We start from the raw sequence: 16,806 nt of genomic DNA, 5'->3' as shown, positions 1-16,806 counted from the left end.
ATTACTTTTTATCAGCTTCGCTACTTGGCTGAGTAGCTTCTTTTGCTACCGGAGCTTCCTGGGTTGTCGCTTCAGCTTTTGGAGCTGCAGTGTGCTCTGGTTTTGTTGCTTCTTGCGCCGGAGTCTGCGTAGCAGGTGTTTCGGCTTTCTTTTCACCTTCAGCTGTCTGTGTCTTAACCGGCATGGATTTATCCATCACAGACTTGCTTTTAGGATGCCCTGACATATATGCTAATGAAAGGGATGTCAACATAAAAATTATTGCAATCGCAGTTGTTATTTTCCCTATCATCGGGGTTTCGCCGGAAGAACCAAGCAGTGCCTGGCTTGAACCTCCACCGAAGGAAACTCCCATTTCTGCGCCTTTGCCTGCCTGTAAGAGAACTATAAGGATAAGTGCTACACAGGCAAATACATGAATTGCTATTATTATTGCTGAAATCATAATTTATTATATCTTAAAATGCTGAAAAAGCTTTCAGGTTCAAGGCTGGCTCCACCCACAAGTACACCATCTAAATCAGGGAGTTGCATCAGTCCAGATATATTGTCAGGTTTAACGCTACCTCCATATATGATTCTGACTGATTTGGCAAGAGCTTCGCCGTACTTTTTTTCCAGAAAGCTTCGAATCCAAGCGTGAACCTTCTGGGCTGTCTCCGGGGTCGCAGTTTTACCTGTTCCAATTGCCCAAACAGGTTCATAAGCAATCACAATCGAATTAACCCCTGAAACGGGAACATCTTTTAGTCCATTCTCGAGTTGTCTGTCAAGAACAAAAAATGTTTTGCCGTTTTCTTTTTCAGAATCAGTCTCACCTATACAGAAAACAGGTGCCAGACCAGCCTCAATGGAAGCCCTAATTTTGCTGTTAATGTCGGTATCGGTCTCCCCGAATATCTGACGCCTTTCAGAGTGACCAATGATGACGTATTCGCAGCCAGCGCTTTTTAGCATTTTGGCCGATATTTCTCCGGTATAAGCACCTTCTTTGGCCCAGTAAACGTTTTGACCTGCCAGTTTGATTCCTGTACCAGTCAGGCAGCTGCTTAAAGGGTAGAGAGCTGTGAAAGGCGGGGCTATCATTATCTCTCTGTCAGAATAAACACCGGAGCAGAGAGCCTTCAGCTTTTCAGCAGATGCGATAGCTTCTACGCAGTCCTTATGCATTTTCCAGTTTCCGGCTATTAGCGGGACACGAGAATTCATTTATAAAGCCTCCTGGTTTAAATCTTTTTGCCTATAAAGGCCGCAAGATCCACCATGCGGTTTGAATACCCTGATTCGTTGTCATACCAGGCCAGGACTTTCACCATATTGCCCATGACATCCGTGGTTGGGCCATCAACTATTGAAGAGAATCTGGAACCGTTGAAATCAGATGAAACAAGTTCAAGTTCGCAGAATGAAAGAATACCCTTAAGACTTGTCTCCGAGGCTTCTTTAAGTGCCTGATTGACCTCTTCGGCTGTAATTCCCTGTTTTTCAACAGTTGCTACAAGATCCACAATCGATACGTTTGGAGTAGGGACTCTTATTGAAAGACCGTTCAGTTTGCCTTTCAGCTCCGGTATGACAAGCGCAACCGCTTTAGCGGCACCGGTTGTGGTCGGGATCATTGAAAGTGCTGCAGCTCTTGCTCTTCTTAAGTCCTTGTGGGGCAGGTCAAGAATTCTCTGGTCATTTGTATACGAATGAACAGTTGTCATCATGCCATTTATGAAACCAAATTTTTCTTTGATTACTTTGACCACAGGTGCGAGACAGTTTGTTGTGCAAGAAGCATTTGAAATTATGTGATGCGATGCAGGGTCATATGTGTTTTCATTAACGCCGAGAACTATTGTCGCGTCTGGATTTTTGGCTGGAGCAGAAATGATGACCTTTTTAGCTCCTGCAGCCATATGTTTGGCAGCACTCTCTCTGTCCCTGAATGCACCAGTACACTCCGCTGCGATATCCACTCCGAATTCTTTCCATCTAAGTTTTTCAGGCTCTCTGATTGACGTAACAGGGATGATACGGCCGTTAATTTCAATCGCCCCGTCTTTTGCCCTGACTTCGGCATTGATTTTTCCATGTACGGAATCATATGTAATGAGATGAGCCAGAGTGGCCGGATCTGTCAGATCGTTTATAGCTGCAATTTCAACATCTGGATTATTAAGAGATGCACGCAGCATCATGCGGCCGATTCTTCCAAGTCCGTTTATACCTACCTTAACACTCATTTTTCCTCCCAAGAGCATCACCAGCGTATTTTTTTGGTTTGCGAATTCTACAAGGCATGCCTTGAACCAAGGATCAGTTCCATGTTGAGGGCATCCTCTTCTCCGTAGTATTTATATCTTCTTCCAGTCTCGACGAATCCGGTCGTTTTATAAAGGCTGATTGCGGGCATGTTGACAGCACTTACTTCAAGATAGATTACATAGGCATTTTTCGAAGTAGAAACTTTCAAGAGTTTCTCCATAAGATTCATGCCTGTGCCAAGTCTTCTTTGATCGCTTTTGACGGCAATTTTCAGAAGATGTATTTCATCAAGAAGGAGCCTGAAAACAATATAGCCTGCCACATTGTCAGATTCATCAAGCGCCAAAAAATTAAAAGAGCCCGGTATTTCAAGCTCTTCTGTAAAACCTTTTTCGACCCAGGGTACAGAAAAAGAACTATTTTCAATTTCCATAACCTGGTCAATGTATTTGGTGTCAAATTCGGAGATCCTTGTTTTACCCAATTCAGACGCTCCGTTTGTTGCCTTTCAGGATTGAACTTGCAAGAGATATGCTTTTCTTCCCCTGTTCTTCAAGCTTTATTGCCATTTCAGCCAACGTTAATTTTTTTCTGAGATTGATTGCTTTCAGTACAATAGGCAGGTTGACTCCTGAAAGTACTTCGATTTTGCCATCCTCGAGAAAAGAATAGCTAAGATTCGATGGCGTTCCCCCAAACATGTCCGTCAGTATCAGGACGCCATTTTCGCTTTTCGCCTTTTTTACGGCTTTGTCGATGAGATTTCTGAGATTATCAACATCGTCAGTAAGGTTTATGGAAACGGCAGCCGAATTCTCTATTTTCTCACCGAGTATTGCCTCGGCGGTTTCAAGAAGGGCGTGCCCTAACTGTGCATGGGTTACTATTACTATTCCGATCATGTTCTTCCCCGCAGTTCCGGTGAAGTTGGACGTTGCAGGCATTTATGAACCGGGTTTTTTTTCCCTGTCCAGATCCCTGTGGGTGACATACACTTGAGCCGAATACTCTCTTATATGCTTGGCAATTTCATCTGCAACCGCCACGCTTCTGTGTCTGCCTCCAGTACAACCTATTGCTATTGTTAAATAGACTTTCCCCTCTCTTTTATACAAAGGGATCAAATAGTCAAGCATGTCAGTATATTTTTTCATGAAAGTCAGGGTTTCGGGAGAATTAAGTACAAAATTTCTTACCTCTTCATCCTTACCGCTGAAATCCTTAAGCTCTGCGACGAAATAAGGATTGGACAGAAATCTTACATCCATAAGCAAATCAATGCCCTGTGGCAGGCCATATTTGAAGCCGAATGAAAGAATGCTTATCTGCAGCAGATCTGTCTTTATATGCCTTCTGGCAATGGCTGTTACTATGCTTTTCAGCTCGTGGACATTTGTGTTTGTGGTGTCAATCACATTGTCCGAAATATTTCTGAGACTTTCGAGTTTGCTTTTTTCCTCTGTGATTCCATCCATAAGACTTGAGTCGTGGGTCAGTGGATGGTGCCGTCTCGTTTGACTGAATCTCTGAACAAGTATTTTTTTATCTGCCTCAAGAAAAATTATTTCAAAATCGAGTCCGTTTTCTTTCAGATAGTTGAAAACTGACTGGCATTTTGAAGGAAATCCTTTTTCCCTGAGATCCATTACAAATGCAAAACCATTGATTTCAGTATTGCTTTCCATTGGAAGTTCAAGAAATTTGGGCAGCAGATCCACAGGCATGTTGTCTACGCAGTAGAAGCCGGAGTCTTCAAAAGCATCAAGGGCTGTACTTTTCCCGGAACCGGAAAGTCCGGTTATTATGCAGATTCTGTTTATCGGCATTCTCTGGTTCCTTTAGCCTATGAATCTTCATCCTCATCTCTTATGGCTGAAATGATATCATTCAGTTCCCTTGCATGAAGAAGCTTTTCTTTTACTGCCTCGTTTTTGAGCATTCTCGATATTCTTGCAAGGAATTTAAGATACAGTCCTGTTGCATGCTCAGGCGTTATCAGCACAAAAAAAATGTGCGCGGGTTTTCCGTCCAAGGAATCGAACTGAGCACCCTTGCGACTAAGGCCAAAACCAATAACGAGGTCATTTATCCCTGAAAGCCTTCCATGCGGTATGGCTATCCCTTTGCCTATTCCAGTGCTCCCCATCTGTTCCCGTTCAATGAGGACTTTTACGAGGTCTTCGTGTTTGACCTTGAGAATTCGGGCTATAGGCTTTGAAATTTCTTCCAGCACCTCTTTTTTGGTTCTGGACTGCAGATCAATCAGGATTGCATCCGGATGCAGGGCGTCTAATACTTTCATTTTTTTATCGACCTGTACTGGCCGGGCTTAAGCTAAAGCAATCTTTACATAGCTGATAAATATTTGCCCGGCCATTTTCAGAGTTTTTGACCACCATCAGTGGATTGTCTGTGGTTTGAAAATGCTAACCACTTCATACATCCATCGGCTTATTTACATGAATCCGATTAGCTTTCTGATTCCATATCTTCGTCCTCAATACCAGCTTCTGTACTGTCGGACTTGATACCATTTTTAGAAACCGGCCTTCTTTCGCGTACTTTTTCCTTGGACTTTTTGATCTGAGCCTTGATTTTGTCTGCGGCCATGTCGATTGAAGAATACATGCTTTCACTTTCTTCCGTAGCATGAAGGCTAAGCTTGTCACCAACCAGGGTAACTTCAGCAATGTGCCTGATCTTTTCAACGCAAAGAACCACATTCGCCTCTACCGGCGCATCAAGAAGTTTATCAAGTTTTTCAAGTCTGGTTTGTACATAGGACCTTAAAGCTTCGGAGGAGTCGAAGTTTTTGAAGGTTACGGATATCTGCATGATCTACCTCCTTAGTATTGTTTGCGTTTGTTGGAAGGCAAGATTTTCATCATTTCCCGATATTTTGCTACTGTTCTACGGGCTATGTCCACATTTGCCTCTGTTTTTAGAAGTTGAGCTATTCTGTCGTCGCTGTACGGATTCTTGGGGTCCTCGCTTTCTATTATCTGTTTTATTTTTTCAAGTACCGCAGCCGAAGCTATTGCCTCGCCATGCACCCTGTTTATGGAACTGTTGAAAAAATACTTAAGTTCAAATATGCCCTGTGGTGTATTGGCATATTTGTTTGATGTCACCCTGCTTATTGTTGACTCATGCATGTTTATATCAAGAGCCACATCCCTTAGCACCATGGGTTTCAGATATGCAACCCCTTTTTCAAAAAATTCCCTCTGAAATTTGATTATGCTCTCCATTACGCTGTAAATGGTTTTTTGGCGTTGCTGGATGCTTTTGATGAGCCAGGCGGCCGAGCGTATCTTTTCCTGGAGGTATTCTTTGGTGCTGCTTGTCATATCTCCGCCCCTTGAGGCGGCCTGTCTGTAATACGAATTGATGTGCAGTCTCGGCATGCCGTCATCGTTCATCATAATAATGAAATCATCATCATGCTTGTAAACATAGATGTCCGGAACAATGTAGATTGGATCTTCATCATTGAAGCCTCTGCCAGGCTTGGGCTCCAGGGATTTAATGATGCTTATGGCCTCAACCACCTCTTCAATTTCTACCTTGAGTGCTTTTGCAATTGCTTTAAGATTTCTGTTTTCGAGATTCTTGAGATGGTCTTTGATGATGGCTTCCACAAGCTCATCTTCAATATTCAGGTGTCTTAGCTGGGTCATCAGGCATTCGGTCAGATCCCTTGATGCTACGCCCACAGGGTCGAATGCCTGTATTTTTTTTAAAACAATTTCAGTTTCTTCAATGGTCACCCCGGCGATTTTTGAAATCTCTTCAATATTTGCCTCGAGATAGCCGTCTTTGTTCAGGCTGCCGATTATTGCGCTTCCTATCCTCTCTTCTATTTCATCAGGAGCAGACATGAGCAGCTGCCAAAGCAGATGATCTTCTAACGAGTCCTTTTTTGCGATAAAAGATTCATATTTTGGAGCTTCTTTTTCCTCGCCTTCGTTTCTTGTCTTGCCGGATCCGCCATAATCGTCAAAGTATGCTTCCCATTCAGTATAATCATCCTTGAGTTTTTCCTCGATTTTTACTTCTTCGAGGGGGGCGTCCATGGAAGCCTTGGCAAGCTCTTCTGCCTGTTCAAGTCTTGCGTCTCCGCTCATGTCAAGGGACGGCTCCTGCAATTCCTCCAAAGTAGGATTTTCTTCAAGCTCCTGACGGATATGGTCAATCAGCTCAAGCTGTGGAAGCTGAAGCAGTTTGATGGCCATCTGTAACTGTGGCGTCATCACAAGCTGCTGTGCAAGTTTTAATTGTTGCCTTAATTCCATTGCCATAATTTATAGTTTGAACGTGTCGCCTAAATAGTTCTTTTTGGCTATCTCGCTGGTTGCTATTTTTTCGGGAGAACCCGACTCAATGACTCTTCCATTACTCATAATATAAGCATTGTCACATACACTGAGCGTTTCCCTTACATTATGATCTGATATCAGAACTCCAATGCCCTTGTCTGTGAGATGGGATATAATCTGTCTGATATCGATTACAGCAAGCGGATCTACCCCTGCAAAGGGTTCATCAAAGAGCACAAACTCAGGATTTGTCGCAAGCACCCTCGTGATCTCGAGTCTTCTTCTTTCTCCGCCCGAAAGAACCGAAGCCCTGCTTTCCGAAAGATGCCTTATTCCAAGTTCATTCATGAGATCTTCGGCCCTTGTTTCCATTTCTGCATTGGTGAGCGGAAGGGTCTCAAGGATGAGCATTATATTGTTTTTGACGCTCAGCTTTCTGAAAATTGAAGCGTCCTGGGGGAGATATCCAATCCCTTTTCTTGCCCTTATATGTATCGGGTAAGGTGTTATATCCTCATCTCCGAGAATCACTCTGCCTGATTCGGGCCTTATCAGTCCAGCCGCCATATAGAATGTCGTGGTCTTGCCAGCTCCGTTTGGCCCTAAAAGGCCAACCACCTTGCGGCTTTCCACCTCTATATCGACACTGTCTACAACTGTTCTGCCATTATAGGTCTTTACAAGCTTTTGAAGCGAAAGCACAGACATTTTATCAAAACCCGCTTTTGTCAGAAAAAATAAGCCCCGAAGCCCTTGATTTGCCGCTGCCTATACATTCCGAAATAGATGTGTTCTGGTCAATAACTATTTTATTGCAGGTTAATTTTCCTTCTGGCCCAGTTACTGTCGAGTCCTTGCCAGTAAGAATTATTTTCTTGTCATCGGCTGTAAAAACTGCCTTTTCAGTTATGGCCAGACGTTTTCCCATGCTTATGTTTACATTGCCAGTGGCCGTTACTTTTTTAATCTGCTGGGTTTCGGTTGGTTCTTTTTTAGATTCGCCCTGTTTTGTATCAGGTTTTGAGCCTGAGAAATCTATTTCAATCTGGTCTGCGCTGATCTGTTTGTCTTCCTGGAAAATAACGGCTTTTCCTATAAGATTTACAATTTTCTGGTTGAGGTTGGTCGTCACTTTGTCTGCAGAGAAGGAGATTGGAACGCCTGGTTTGGATTCCGGCAGTTTCTGCTGTGATGATGCATCGCCCTGACAGGCCAGAAATATGATAGTTGCTAAAGTTATAATGATTCCGGTTTTATGGTTGTTTGAAATAAAGGTCATTAATAATCCCTTTTACATGTCCGGAGCATATGATTTCGCTTCCGTTCAGATCCAGGCTGAACCCGTCAGCCGTCATATTCAGTCTCGATCCTGTTACTTTGACCTTTTCTTTGGATTCTATTATATGCTGTTTGCTTTCATAATTCAACTTGGCAGTTGTTATTGTATGGTCAAAATATGTAAGGGAGACATCACCCTCTGCTTCGATTGCGCCGGTTTCAGCACTTATTCTGCATTTTTGAGCTGACAGCCCTGCTTCTTTCCCGTCTTTATTAAAAAAAGATGCCTTTGCTCCGGTGAATACGGCTATTTTGCCTGCTTCGAAATAATCAACCCGGTCTGCCTGAAGGCCCCACTGCTTAATTCCGTCCTTGATCGATTCATGCTTTATACTAGATGCGGAAAGAGTTGCTTCAGGATTGATGTTTGACGAGTCCGGTTTTTTTGCAGGCGTTTTAAAACGTGAAAAAACAAAGGACATGATGACTGCGGCAAGCACAATTAATGCCGCTATAGCCAGTATTCTTCTGATTGTCCTGTTATCCATGCCTATTGTCATAATTACGCTATATTAAATATGATGGTCTCTCAAAAAGTCAAAAATGGGCGGTGTCGTCACGCCGGACTTGATACGGCATCCAGTAATTACAAATAGTTCTGGATTCCGGCTCCCGATTTTCACAGGGACAGGCCCCGCCGGAATGACGGTAATCGGACTTTTTGCGACTTTGTCAAATATCACGCCTGTTTTTAGTCAGATTTATTATATTCACCATCTGAATAGGCTTTATTTAAAGAACTTTTCTGTGGCAGCTTCCCAAAGCCCCTGGGACTTAAGGATTGCTTCACAAATTTCTCTGACAGCGCCTTTGCCGCCGTTTTTACTACTTGCAAAAGCAGCAATCTTTTTTACCTCATCTACTGAATCAGCAACAGTCAGGGGTATTCCCACTCTTTTTAAAAGAGGGATGTCCGGAAGATCATCCCCTATAAATGCAATCTCTTCGGCTGCAAATCCAGTATCCTTGCATATTCTTTCAAGAATCTTGCCTTTGTCTGAGACACCATCGAATATGGTTTCGATTCCGAGATCCTTGCATCTTTTAATGAGAGCTTCTGATTTTCTTGCAGTTACTATACCGACCATTACGCCTGAGGTCATCAGAAGCCTTATCCCAAGACCGTCCCTGACACTGAATTTTTTTATTTCAGTATCGCTTCCATAGATTATTTCTCCCTCGGTTAGCACTCCGTCCACGTCCAGCAGAAGCATTTTTATCTTTTTAAAAATGGCGTCATTCATATTGAGGCTGTCCTATTTGATTACAATGTCACGGATCATTGCAAGCTGGGCTATTATCTTTTCAGCATCATCGAGTCTCAGGGAATTTGGGCCATCGCATAAAGCCTTGTCAGGATCGGGATGGATTTCCATGAATACAGCGTCGGCTCCTGCTGCAACCGCTGCCCTTGCAAGCACAGGCGCAAATTCTCTGTTTCCTCCGGAGCTGTCTCCCTGACCACCTGGCAGCTGTACGCTGTGTGTGGCGTCAAAAACAACAGGGCATCCTGTTTTCTGCATTATTGGTATTGATCTCATATCAGAAACCAGGTTGTTATAGCCGAAGGACGCTCCTCTTTCTGTTATTAGAAGATTTTTGTTGCCCGTTGATTCAGCTTTTTTGATCACATTGGCCATATCCCATGGTGCAAGGAACTGCCCTTTTTTTATGTTGACAGGTTTACCTGTTCTGGCTGCTGCGAGTATGAAGTCGGTCTGCCTGCACAAAAAAGCAGGGATTTGAATAAGATCAAGTACTTTTGACGCTTTTTCTGCTTCTTCCATCAAATGGATATCAGAAGTTACAGGAACCCCCACTTCTTTTTTGATGCTGTTTAGAATTTCGAGGCCTTCGTCTATACCCGGGCCCCTGAAGGATGAAATGGAGGTTCTGTTGGCTTTGTCGTATGACGCCTTGAATATAAAAGGTAGTCCGAGTCTGGTGGTAATGTCCTTGAGTGTTTTTGCTATTTTCAGTGTAATCGAATATTCCTCGATTACACATGGGCCTGCTATAATGCATAAGGGGAGGCCGCTGCCTATTTCAGTACCTTCACAAATTGTTACTTTGTTGTTCATATTGCTGCACCGTATTATTATGGAAAATATGTTTTAGAGAATCCGAATTATTTAGACTATTTCGAATTATACCCGACAAGGTCGCAAAAAGTCGATTTTCCTCATCACGGCGCAGGCCGGAATTCAGAAGTATTTAAAAATACAAAGATGCCGGATCAGGTTCGTAATGACGCTGACGCTTTTATTTGCCTTTTTGCAGGCCCATCATAAATTAATTAGTTTTCATGAAAATCCGTCTGCCATGCTGATCTTTATCAATAAATTGGGCAGACCCTTATTTCTTTACCATCCTCTTTAAGAGTTTTAACAACCCTTACCCCAAGCCAGCAAAGCTAACCCGCGTCTGTTTAAAAGTCAAGCTGTGAAAAACGGCTTGCCTGCCATGATCTAAGTTGTTAATAACATGGTTTGGCAAAAAACATAATTAAATAGGAATTGGAGTTTACGAAGTTGCAGCTCAATAGAAAAAGAAGCAAAATCGGCACTTTGTTGGGGTTTTTATTTTTTTTGCTGGTCGCGGCCATTTTTGTCGGGCTGTTTATCAGATTTGAATGGGAAAAACCTGTACTTGAATTAACTATGGCCTCGGATTCTATTGGTTCGGATCAGGGAGTGAAGGGAACAATATCCGATGAAAAGAGCGGGCTGAGAAAGCTTAAAGCTGTCCTTATCAAAGATGGCAAGGAAATGGTGCTTCTTGAAAAGGATTATTCAAATGGCGCTTTCTGGTCAAACAGCGGAGTCAATTCAGACAGTTTCGAGATAAAAATACAGCTTAAAGATCTAAATATCCAGGATGGTGCTGCTGTTCTGAGGGTAACAGGTTGGGACTGCTCATGGAATGGCTGGTTCCACGGCAATAAAGTCGAGTATGAAAAAAATGTTCTTATTGATACAAAACCCCCTGTGGTCACGGTACTCAATACACAGATTTATCTGAATCAGGGAGGAACCGGTTTTGTTGTATACAAGACCAGTGAGCCATGCAGTAAAACAGGCGTAAATATTGGAGGTCGTTTTTTTAAAGGATATCCAGGTTATTTTGATGGCAGACAAGATGTTCATATCTGCTTTTTTGCTGCCAGCCATGAACCTGTGCCTTTGGGAGAAATTAATGCAGAAGCATTTGACCAGGCTGGGAATAAGGGGAAATCAGCTTTCCGGGTTATTTTTAAAAAGAAGGTTTTCAAAGTTGATACTCTTGTTTTAACTGATCGTTTTTTTGAAACCAGGCTTTCTGAGTTCCCTGTGGAGGGTAAAACTCTGCTGGACAAGTTTCTGGTTATAAACAGAGATTTAAGAGCAAAAAATGCTGCGCAGATTTTTGCATCTGGTCAGAATTCAGAGAGTTCAATGCTTTGGAAAGGCCCTTTCATGAGGCTGCCTGATGCTGCTCCACGTGCTGGTTTCGCTGATGAGAGAATATATACTTATAATGGTAATAATGTTGACAGGCAGTTCCATTTAGGCGCTGATCTAGCGTCTCTTGCAAAATCAAAGGTTCCGGCAGCCAATAATGGAAAAGTTGTTTTAACAGAAAATATTGGTATTTACGGCAACAGCGTAGTAATTGACCACGGGTTTGGAATTTTAAGCCTTTATTCCCATCTGAGCCAGATTGACGTTCAGGTCGGCCAGAGCGTGGAAAAAGGGCAGGGAATAGGTCTTACTGGGGAAACAGGACTAGTGCAGGGAGATCATCTGCATTTTTCGATGATTGTCCAGGATATGTTTGTAAACCCGATTGAGTGGTGGGATCCTCACTGGATTCAGGATAATGTGAAACTTAAAATTGATGAGGCCCGAGGTCTTATCAAATAGGTTTTAAAATAATTCAGGGAAAATCGGAAAATATGAGTAAATATAAGGTAAATAAAACCTTTCAGGAAATAAATGAAAAAATCAGATCCGGAAAGGCCGTGGTTGTAACTGCCGAGGAAATAATCGGGATCGTGAAGGAGAAAGGGCCGGAACAGGCCGCTAGGGAGGTGGATGTTGTTACCACAGGAACCTTCGCTCCAATGTGTTCTTCAGGCGCTTTTATTAATTTTGGCCATTCCCAGCCAGGGATAAAAGCTTCCCAGGTCTGGATAAATAATGTGCCTGCATATGGAGGCCTTGCTGCAGTTGACTGCTATATTGGTGCTACCGAACCATCTGTGGATGATCCTCTTAATAAGGTACGGCCAGGTCTCTTTAATTACGGCGGTGGTCATGTCATTGAAGATCTTGTTGCCGGCCGCAAGGTGCGCATCAGGGCAACCGGATATGGAACAGACTGCTATCCCAAACGTGAGATAGAAAAAGAGGTTACGCTTGAGGAAATTCCCCAGGCGACTCTTTGCAATCCCAGGAACGCATACCAGAATTACAACTGTGCTGTGAACGTCTCTAACAAGACTGTATACACCTATATGGGAACTTTAAAGCCCAAGATGGGGAACGCATCCTATTGTTCCGCCGGCCAGCTCAGTCCTTTATTCAATGATCCTTATTATATGACAATAGGTCTCGGAACCAGGATTTTTCTGGGTGGTGGCATCGGATATGTTACATGGAGCGGCACCCAGCATCGTCCTTCAGTTCAGAGAACTGAAATAGGAATGCCTGTTTCGCCTGCCGGTACGTTATGGGTAATGGGCGATATGAAGCAGATGTCAGATAAATGGCTTAAAGGCGCAAGCCTAAGAGGATACGGCACTTCTCTCTTTGTTGGCATCGGGGTTCCAATTCCTTTGCTTAATGAGGAGATCGCTATGTATGCCGGTGTTTCTGACGATGATATTTTCACCCAGGTTGTGGATTATGGTGAGGATTATCCTACAGGAAAGGCAAGGAGTCTCGCCCAGGTAAGCTACTCCCAGCTTAAAAGCGGATCTATAATTGTTGATGGAAAGGAGATTCCGACTGTACCTCTTTCTAGCTATTCCAAGGCAAAGGAGATATCAGTCATCTTGAAGGACTGGATAAAGGGTGGCAGATTTTTGCTGGGCGAACCCCAGTTTACTCTGCCTGTATAAAGAACAAAAAACACAGAAAGGAGTTTCCTTTTGGAAACCTCGAAGAAAAAAATTAAAAGCCGCTTGCAGGAAAACATCGAGGCTGTTGTAATAGCACTTGTACTTGCACTCTTCATAAGAACATTCATTGTTCAGGCCTTTAAGATCCCATCGGGGTCGATGCTAAACACCCTCCTGATCGGAGACCATATCCTGGTAAGCAAATTCATCTATGGTGTAAAAATACCTTTTACAGGGAAAACGATATTACCTCTTTCTGATCCTAAAAAGGACGACATTATCGTGTTCAGCTACCCTGTAGACCCTTCCAAGGATTTCATCAAAAGGGTTGTGGCAGTGGCAGGAGATACGATAGAGATTAAAGACAGGCTTATTTATATCAATGGCCAGTGGGAAGGTGAAAAAACATTTACCCGCTTCGATGATGATTCGCCAAAGCCAGGAGCTATTCCTCCGAGTGCTTTTGAAAAGTGGTGGCTCAATCAGATCCAGCTGAACAGAGAAGTCAATGTTGATCCAAGAATGATCAAAGATAATTTCGGCCCCATCAAGGTTCCTGCTGATAGCGTTTTTGTCATGGGGGACAACAGGGATAACAGCCATGACAGCAGATTCTGGGGCTTTGTGAATCTCAAGGAAGTTAAAGGCAAGGCATTCATTATTTACTGGTCATGGGACAGTGAAAACTTTGGGGTAAGATTTAACAGAATCGGCAAGCTGGTCAGTTGATTTATTGCAAGATATGATTTACTGATTTTTTGAAATTTTTCAGTTACAAAAATTAAAGATCCATCCGCAAAAAATAAGTTTCGGGATATCCTGGATGTAAAAGACAGGGGTTAATCGAATTTATGACCTGCTGATGGATTTTTTGCGAGATAACCTTACTAATGACGGCAGCGTTAACCACAGGGGGATCATGCAGCTTTCAGGAAAAGATATATTGGATATTTCATCACTCAGCATGGACGAGATAAATCTTATTCTCGATACGGCTGAAAGGATGAAAGAAATAAACCAGCGGCCGGTAAAAAAAGTTCCGCCACTCAAAGGCAAGACCATAGTTCTTTTTTTTCATGAACCAAGCACCAGAACAAAGCTTTCATTTGATATTGCTGCAAAGAGGCTTAGCGCAGACAGTATTTCAATGGCAGCAAGCTCAAGCAGTATGGTAAAGGGTGAAACTCTTCTGGATACGGCGAAGACTCTTGAGGCAATGAATCCTGATATTATTGTTATCAGGCATTCTTCTTCAGGCGCTCCGCATTTTATAGCAAAGCATCTTAAGGCTTCTGTGATTAACGGAGGAGACGGCATGCATGCCCATCCTACCCAGGCTCTCCTTGATATGATGAGTGTCCGTCAGAAAAAAGGCCGGCTTGATGGCCTTAAAATTGCTGTTATAGGCGATATAGCCCATAGCAGAGTCGCAAGGTCAAATATAGAGGGATTTACTAAAATGGGTTCTGAAGTAGTTGTTGCAGGGCCTCCCACGATGATTCCAATTGGCATAGAATCCATGGGCGCAAGGGTCGCCTATTCGACTGACGAAGCAGTTAAAGGCGCAGATGTTGTCATGATGCTGAGGATTCAGAAAGAAAGACAGGGCGATTTTCTTTTTCCAAGTGAAAGAGAATATGCCAGAGAGTTCGGACTCAATCCCAAAAGACTTGAAAAAGCGGCTCCTGACGCTATTGTTATGCACCCGGGGCCTATGAACCGTGGGGTTGAAATTTCTTCTGATATAGCTGACTGCGGCAGATCTGTAATTCTTGAGCAGGTCTCAAACGGGGTTGCTCTCAGAATGGCTCTTTTCCTCTTACTTTCAGGCGGGGTGAAAAATGTTGACGAAGATTAGTGGCGGTCATGTGATTGACCCTGGATATATAAATGCAAGAATGGATATCTGGATTAAGGACGGATCCATATTTGAAGTCTGTGAAGAAGGCAAGGGCACTCTGGAATCTTCTTCGCCTGACAGAATCATTAATGCTGCCGGAAAGATCGTTGTTCCTGGCCTTATTGATATGCATGTCCATTTGAGGGAACCTGGTCATGAATATAAGGAAACCATTGAGACTGGACTTAAGGCAGCGGTGGCAGGAGGTTTTACTGCTGTTTGCTGTATGCCGAACACAAAACCTGTAAACGACAACGCCCAGATAACTTCATTCATACTTGAAAAAGCAAGGCAGGCCGGGCTTGCAAAGGTTTATCCGGTCGCTGCCATAAGCCTCGGTCTTAAAGGAGACTCACTCGCTGAGTATGCCGAATTAAAGACAGCCGGAGCAATTGCGGTTTCTGATGACGGAATGCCTGTATCAAGTGGAAGACTGATGAGGAACGCCATGGAATATGCCAGCTGTTTCGGGCTTCTCACTATAGCTCATTGCGAGGATCATGAACTTGCCTGTAACGGGTGCATGAATGAAGGCTCTGTATCCACAAGGCTCGGGCTCCGCGGGATTCCCAATATTTCAGAGAGTATAATGGTCATGAGGGACATTGAGCTTTCAGATCTCACGGGTGTTCCTGTTCATATTGCCCATGTCAGCGCAAGGGAGTCTGTAAATGCAATACGTGAAGGGAAGAAAAGGGGAATCAAGGTAACCGCAGAGACAGCACCTCACTATTTTACTCTCACTGATGAGGCGGTCGGCAATTACGATACAAATGCAAAGATGAATCCTCCTTTAAGAACAGAGACTGACAGGCTTGCGGTGATAAAGGGACTTGAAGACGGGACGCTTGATATCATTGCCACTGATCACGCACCGCATTCTGTGCTTGAGAAAGAGCTTGAATTTGACAAAGCCGCAAATGGCATCTGTGGCCTTGAAACCTCCCTTGGACTCAGCATGAAGCTTGTTCATGACGGTATAATCGGCATGGAAAGCCTTGTCAGGCTAATGTCTACAAGGCCGGCCGAAATTCTTGGAAAGGATAATCACCTAAAGCCAGGAAATAACGCAGACATTGCAATTATTGATCCTGATGCCGAATGGAAAGTTGATTCTTCGAAATTTCAAGGAAAGAGCAAGAATACCCCTTTTAACGGATGGGATCTGAAGGGCAGGGCTGTCATGACCATTGTTGATGGCAGGATTGTTTTTGAGCTGTGATCTATAAGTTACTATGAATATTGTCTAATACTGTACTTTTTGTTCAGGCCCCGATCTTTAAAAATCAGTGGGGAACTGATTTAAAAAAACTCCCCGCACTTCTTAAAAAAAATTCTAACTATTCAGCTTAACATTTTTATTCTTGGAAAACCCTTTTTGTAAAAAGTGTTTTCCAAAACTTTCCCAAAAACTTTTCAGTTTATTTGGCCATTGTGCTTTCAAGTAAGGCAAGGCAGAGAAATATTGAGCGTTAGCTGGGCACAAGGCCAATCACCAACAAACCCAAAAGTTTTTGTGGTTATGCTCAATTCTCAGTAACACTTGAAAGTTCATGGGCTTAATATTTTTGAAAATCTAAAAATATCGGTTTTTTGCCTACTAACAAAACCGTAAAGTTTTTGCGGAGCTTTTTACAAAAAGCGACCCGCCGGAGGCACTCGGCTTAACGTCGGATTACGGACAAAGGGCGTCCTAATCCGACCTGATATGGTTGTCACCAGTCAAGAGAATAATAATCTCCCATCCACTTTTTTAGTGGTGGCAATGGACATTATGCCCAGAGCATAGGCAGAGGCGAAACAGGTTAAGCGACGATTGATCAACCTGATATACGCGGGTTGGATACCGCATGACAAGACTTCATCGCGGAGCTGCCTCATTCTACGAACGGGAG

Annotated in this window: 19 protein-coding genes; 5 read left to right on the top strand and 14 right to left on the bottom strand. The window is 43.3% G+C overall.

Annotation, left to right across the window (positions count from 1 at the left end; all coding sequences use genetic code 11):
• Position 1: 1 nt before the first annotated feature.
• From secG to kdsA, 14 genes are all read right to left on the bottom strand, one after another.
• On the bottom strand, positions 2-445 hold the full coding sequence (gene secG, locus K245_RS27175) for a preprotein translocase subunit SecG (RefSeq protein WP_232223805.1): 444 nt from the start codon (positions 443-445) through the stop codon (positions 2-4).
• Positions 442-1,209, bottom strand: coding sequence for a triose-phosphate isomerase (gene tpiA / locus K245_RS0107010; protein WP_027358718.1), 768 nt, complete (start codon positions 1,207-1,209; stop codon positions 442-444). The genes secG and tpiA overlap by 4 nt, the downstream gene beginning before the upstream one ends.
• 17 nt (positions 1,210-1,226) lie before the next feature.
• Positions 1,227-2,231, bottom strand: a complete 1,005-nt coding sequence (gap, locus tag K245_RS0107005; RefSeq protein ID WP_027358717.1) for a type I glyceraldehyde-3-phosphate dehydrogenase — start codon at positions 2,229-2,231, stop codon at positions 1,227-1,229.
• A 47-nt stretch (positions 2,232-2,278) separates the two neighbouring features.
• Positions 2,279-2,737, bottom strand: coding sequence for a ribosomal protein S18-alanine N-acetyltransferase (rimI, locus tag K245_RS0107000; RefSeq protein WP_027358716.1), 459 nt, complete (start codon positions 2,735-2,737; stop codon positions 2,279-2,281).
• A 1-nt stretch (position 2,738) separates the two neighbouring features.
• On the bottom strand, positions 2,739-3,155 hold the full coding sequence (locus tag K245_RS0106995) for a PTS sugar transporter subunit IIA (RefSeq protein WP_027358715.1): 417 nt from the start codon (positions 3,153-3,155) through the stop codon (positions 2,739-2,741).
• Positions 3,156-3,197: 42 nt separating this feature from the next.
• Complete coding sequence (rapZ, locus tag K245_RS0106990; protein WP_027358714.1) at positions 3,198-4,079, bottom strand: RNase adapter RapZ; 882 nt, start codon at positions 4,077-4,079, stop codon at positions 3,198-3,200.
• Between the two features lie 17 nt (positions 4,080-4,096).
• The gene (locus tag K245_RS0106985) at positions 4,097-4,555 is read right to left on the bottom strand and encodes a PTS sugar transporter subunit IIA (protein WP_027358713.1); all 459 of its coding nucleotides are present in this window, start codon (positions 4,553-4,555) and stop codon (positions 4,097-4,099) included.
• Between the two features lie 167 nt (positions 4,556-4,722).
• Positions 4,723-5,088: a ribosome hibernation-promoting factor, HPF/YfiA family gene (gene hpf, locus K245_RS0106980; RefSeq protein ID WP_027358712.1), complete on the bottom strand. Its 366-nt coding sequence runs from the start codon at positions 5,086-5,088 to the stop codon at positions 4,723-4,725.
• Positions 5,089-5,099: 11 nt separating this feature from the next.
• Positions 5,100-6,548: an RNA polymerase factor sigma-54 gene (gene rpoN / locus K245_RS0106975; RefSeq protein WP_332248658.1), complete on the bottom strand. Its 1,449-nt coding sequence runs from the start codon at positions 6,546-6,548 to the stop codon at positions 5,100-5,102.
• 9 nt (positions 6,549-6,557) lie between these two features.
• On the bottom strand, positions 6,558-7,280 hold the full coding sequence (gene lptB, locus K245_RS0106970; RefSeq protein WP_027358710.1) for an LPS export ABC transporter ATP-binding protein: 723 nt from the start codon (positions 7,278-7,280) through the stop codon (positions 6,558-6,560).
• Positions 7,281-7,284: 4 nt separating this feature from the next.
• Positions 7,285-7,851, bottom strand: a complete 567-nt coding sequence (locus K245_RS0106965; RefSeq protein ID WP_027358709.1) for an LptA/OstA family protein — start codon at positions 7,849-7,851, stop codon at positions 7,285-7,287.
• Positions 7,826-8,410: an LPS export ABC transporter periplasmic protein LptC gene (gene lptC / locus K245_RS0106960; RefSeq protein ID WP_027358708.1), complete on the bottom strand. Its 585-nt coding sequence runs from the start codon at positions 8,408-8,410 to the stop codon at positions 7,826-7,828. Before lptC ends, K245_RS0106965 begins: the two co-directional genes overlap by 26 nt.
• A gap of 228 nt (positions 8,411-8,638) precedes the next feature.
• Complete coding sequence (locus K245_RS0106955; protein WP_027358707.1) at positions 8,639-9,154, bottom strand: KdsC family phosphatase; 516 nt, start codon at positions 9,152-9,154, stop codon at positions 8,639-8,641.
• Positions 9,155-9,166: 12 nt separating this feature from the next.
• A complete protein-coding gene (gene kdsA / locus K245_RS0106950) occupies positions 9,167-9,991 on the bottom strand; it encodes a 3-deoxy-8-phosphooctulonate synthase (protein WP_027358706.1) in 825 nt (274 codons plus the stop codon).
• A gap of 450 nt (positions 9,992-10,441) precedes the next feature.
• Here kdsA and K245_RS0106945 point away from each other — a divergent pair, with 450 nt between their 5' ends.
• The 5 genes from K245_RS0106945 (at position 10,442) to K245_RS0106925 (ending at position 16,133) form a co-directional block, all read left to right on the top strand.
• Complete coding sequence (locus K245_RS0106945; protein ID WP_051283949.1) at positions 10,442-11,812, top strand: M23 family metallopeptidase; 1,371 nt, start codon at positions 10,442-10,444, stop codon at positions 11,810-11,812.
• A 32-nt stretch (positions 11,813-11,844) separates the two neighbouring features.
• On the top strand, positions 11,845-13,011 hold the full coding sequence (locus K245_RS0106940) for a homocysteine biosynthesis protein (RefSeq protein ID WP_027358704.1): 1,167 nt from the start codon (positions 11,845-11,847) through the stop codon (positions 13,009-13,011).
• A gap of 30 nt (positions 13,012-13,041) precedes the next feature.
• Complete coding sequence (gene lepB, locus K245_RS0106935; protein WP_027358703.1) at positions 13,042-13,740, top strand: signal peptidase I; 699 nt, start codon at positions 13,042-13,044, stop codon at positions 13,738-13,740.
• A gap of 190 nt (positions 13,741-13,930) precedes the next feature.
• The gene (locus K245_RS0106930; RefSeq protein ID WP_027358702.1) at positions 13,931-14,869 is read left to right on the top strand and encodes an aspartate carbamoyltransferase catalytic subunit; all 939 of its coding nucleotides are present in this window, start codon (positions 13,931-13,933) and stop codon (positions 14,867-14,869) included.
• The gene (locus K245_RS0106925; protein WP_027358701.1) at positions 14,853-16,133 is read left to right on the top strand and encodes a dihydroorotase; all 1,281 of its coding nucleotides are present in this window, start codon (positions 14,853-14,855) and stop codon (positions 16,131-16,133) included. Before K245_RS0106930 ends, K245_RS0106925 begins: the two co-directional genes overlap by 17 nt.
• Positions 16,134-16,806: the final 673 nt, after the last annotated feature.

The organism is Desulforegula conservatrix Mb1Pa, from assembly GCF_000426225.1.
Lineage (GTDB): Bacteria > Desulfobacterota > Desulfobacteria > Desulfobacterales > Desulforegulaceae > Desulforegula > Desulforegula conservatrix.
The sequence above is the reverse complement of the archived record's forward strand: the minus strand, read 5'-3'. Positions and strand labels throughout refer to the sequence as shown.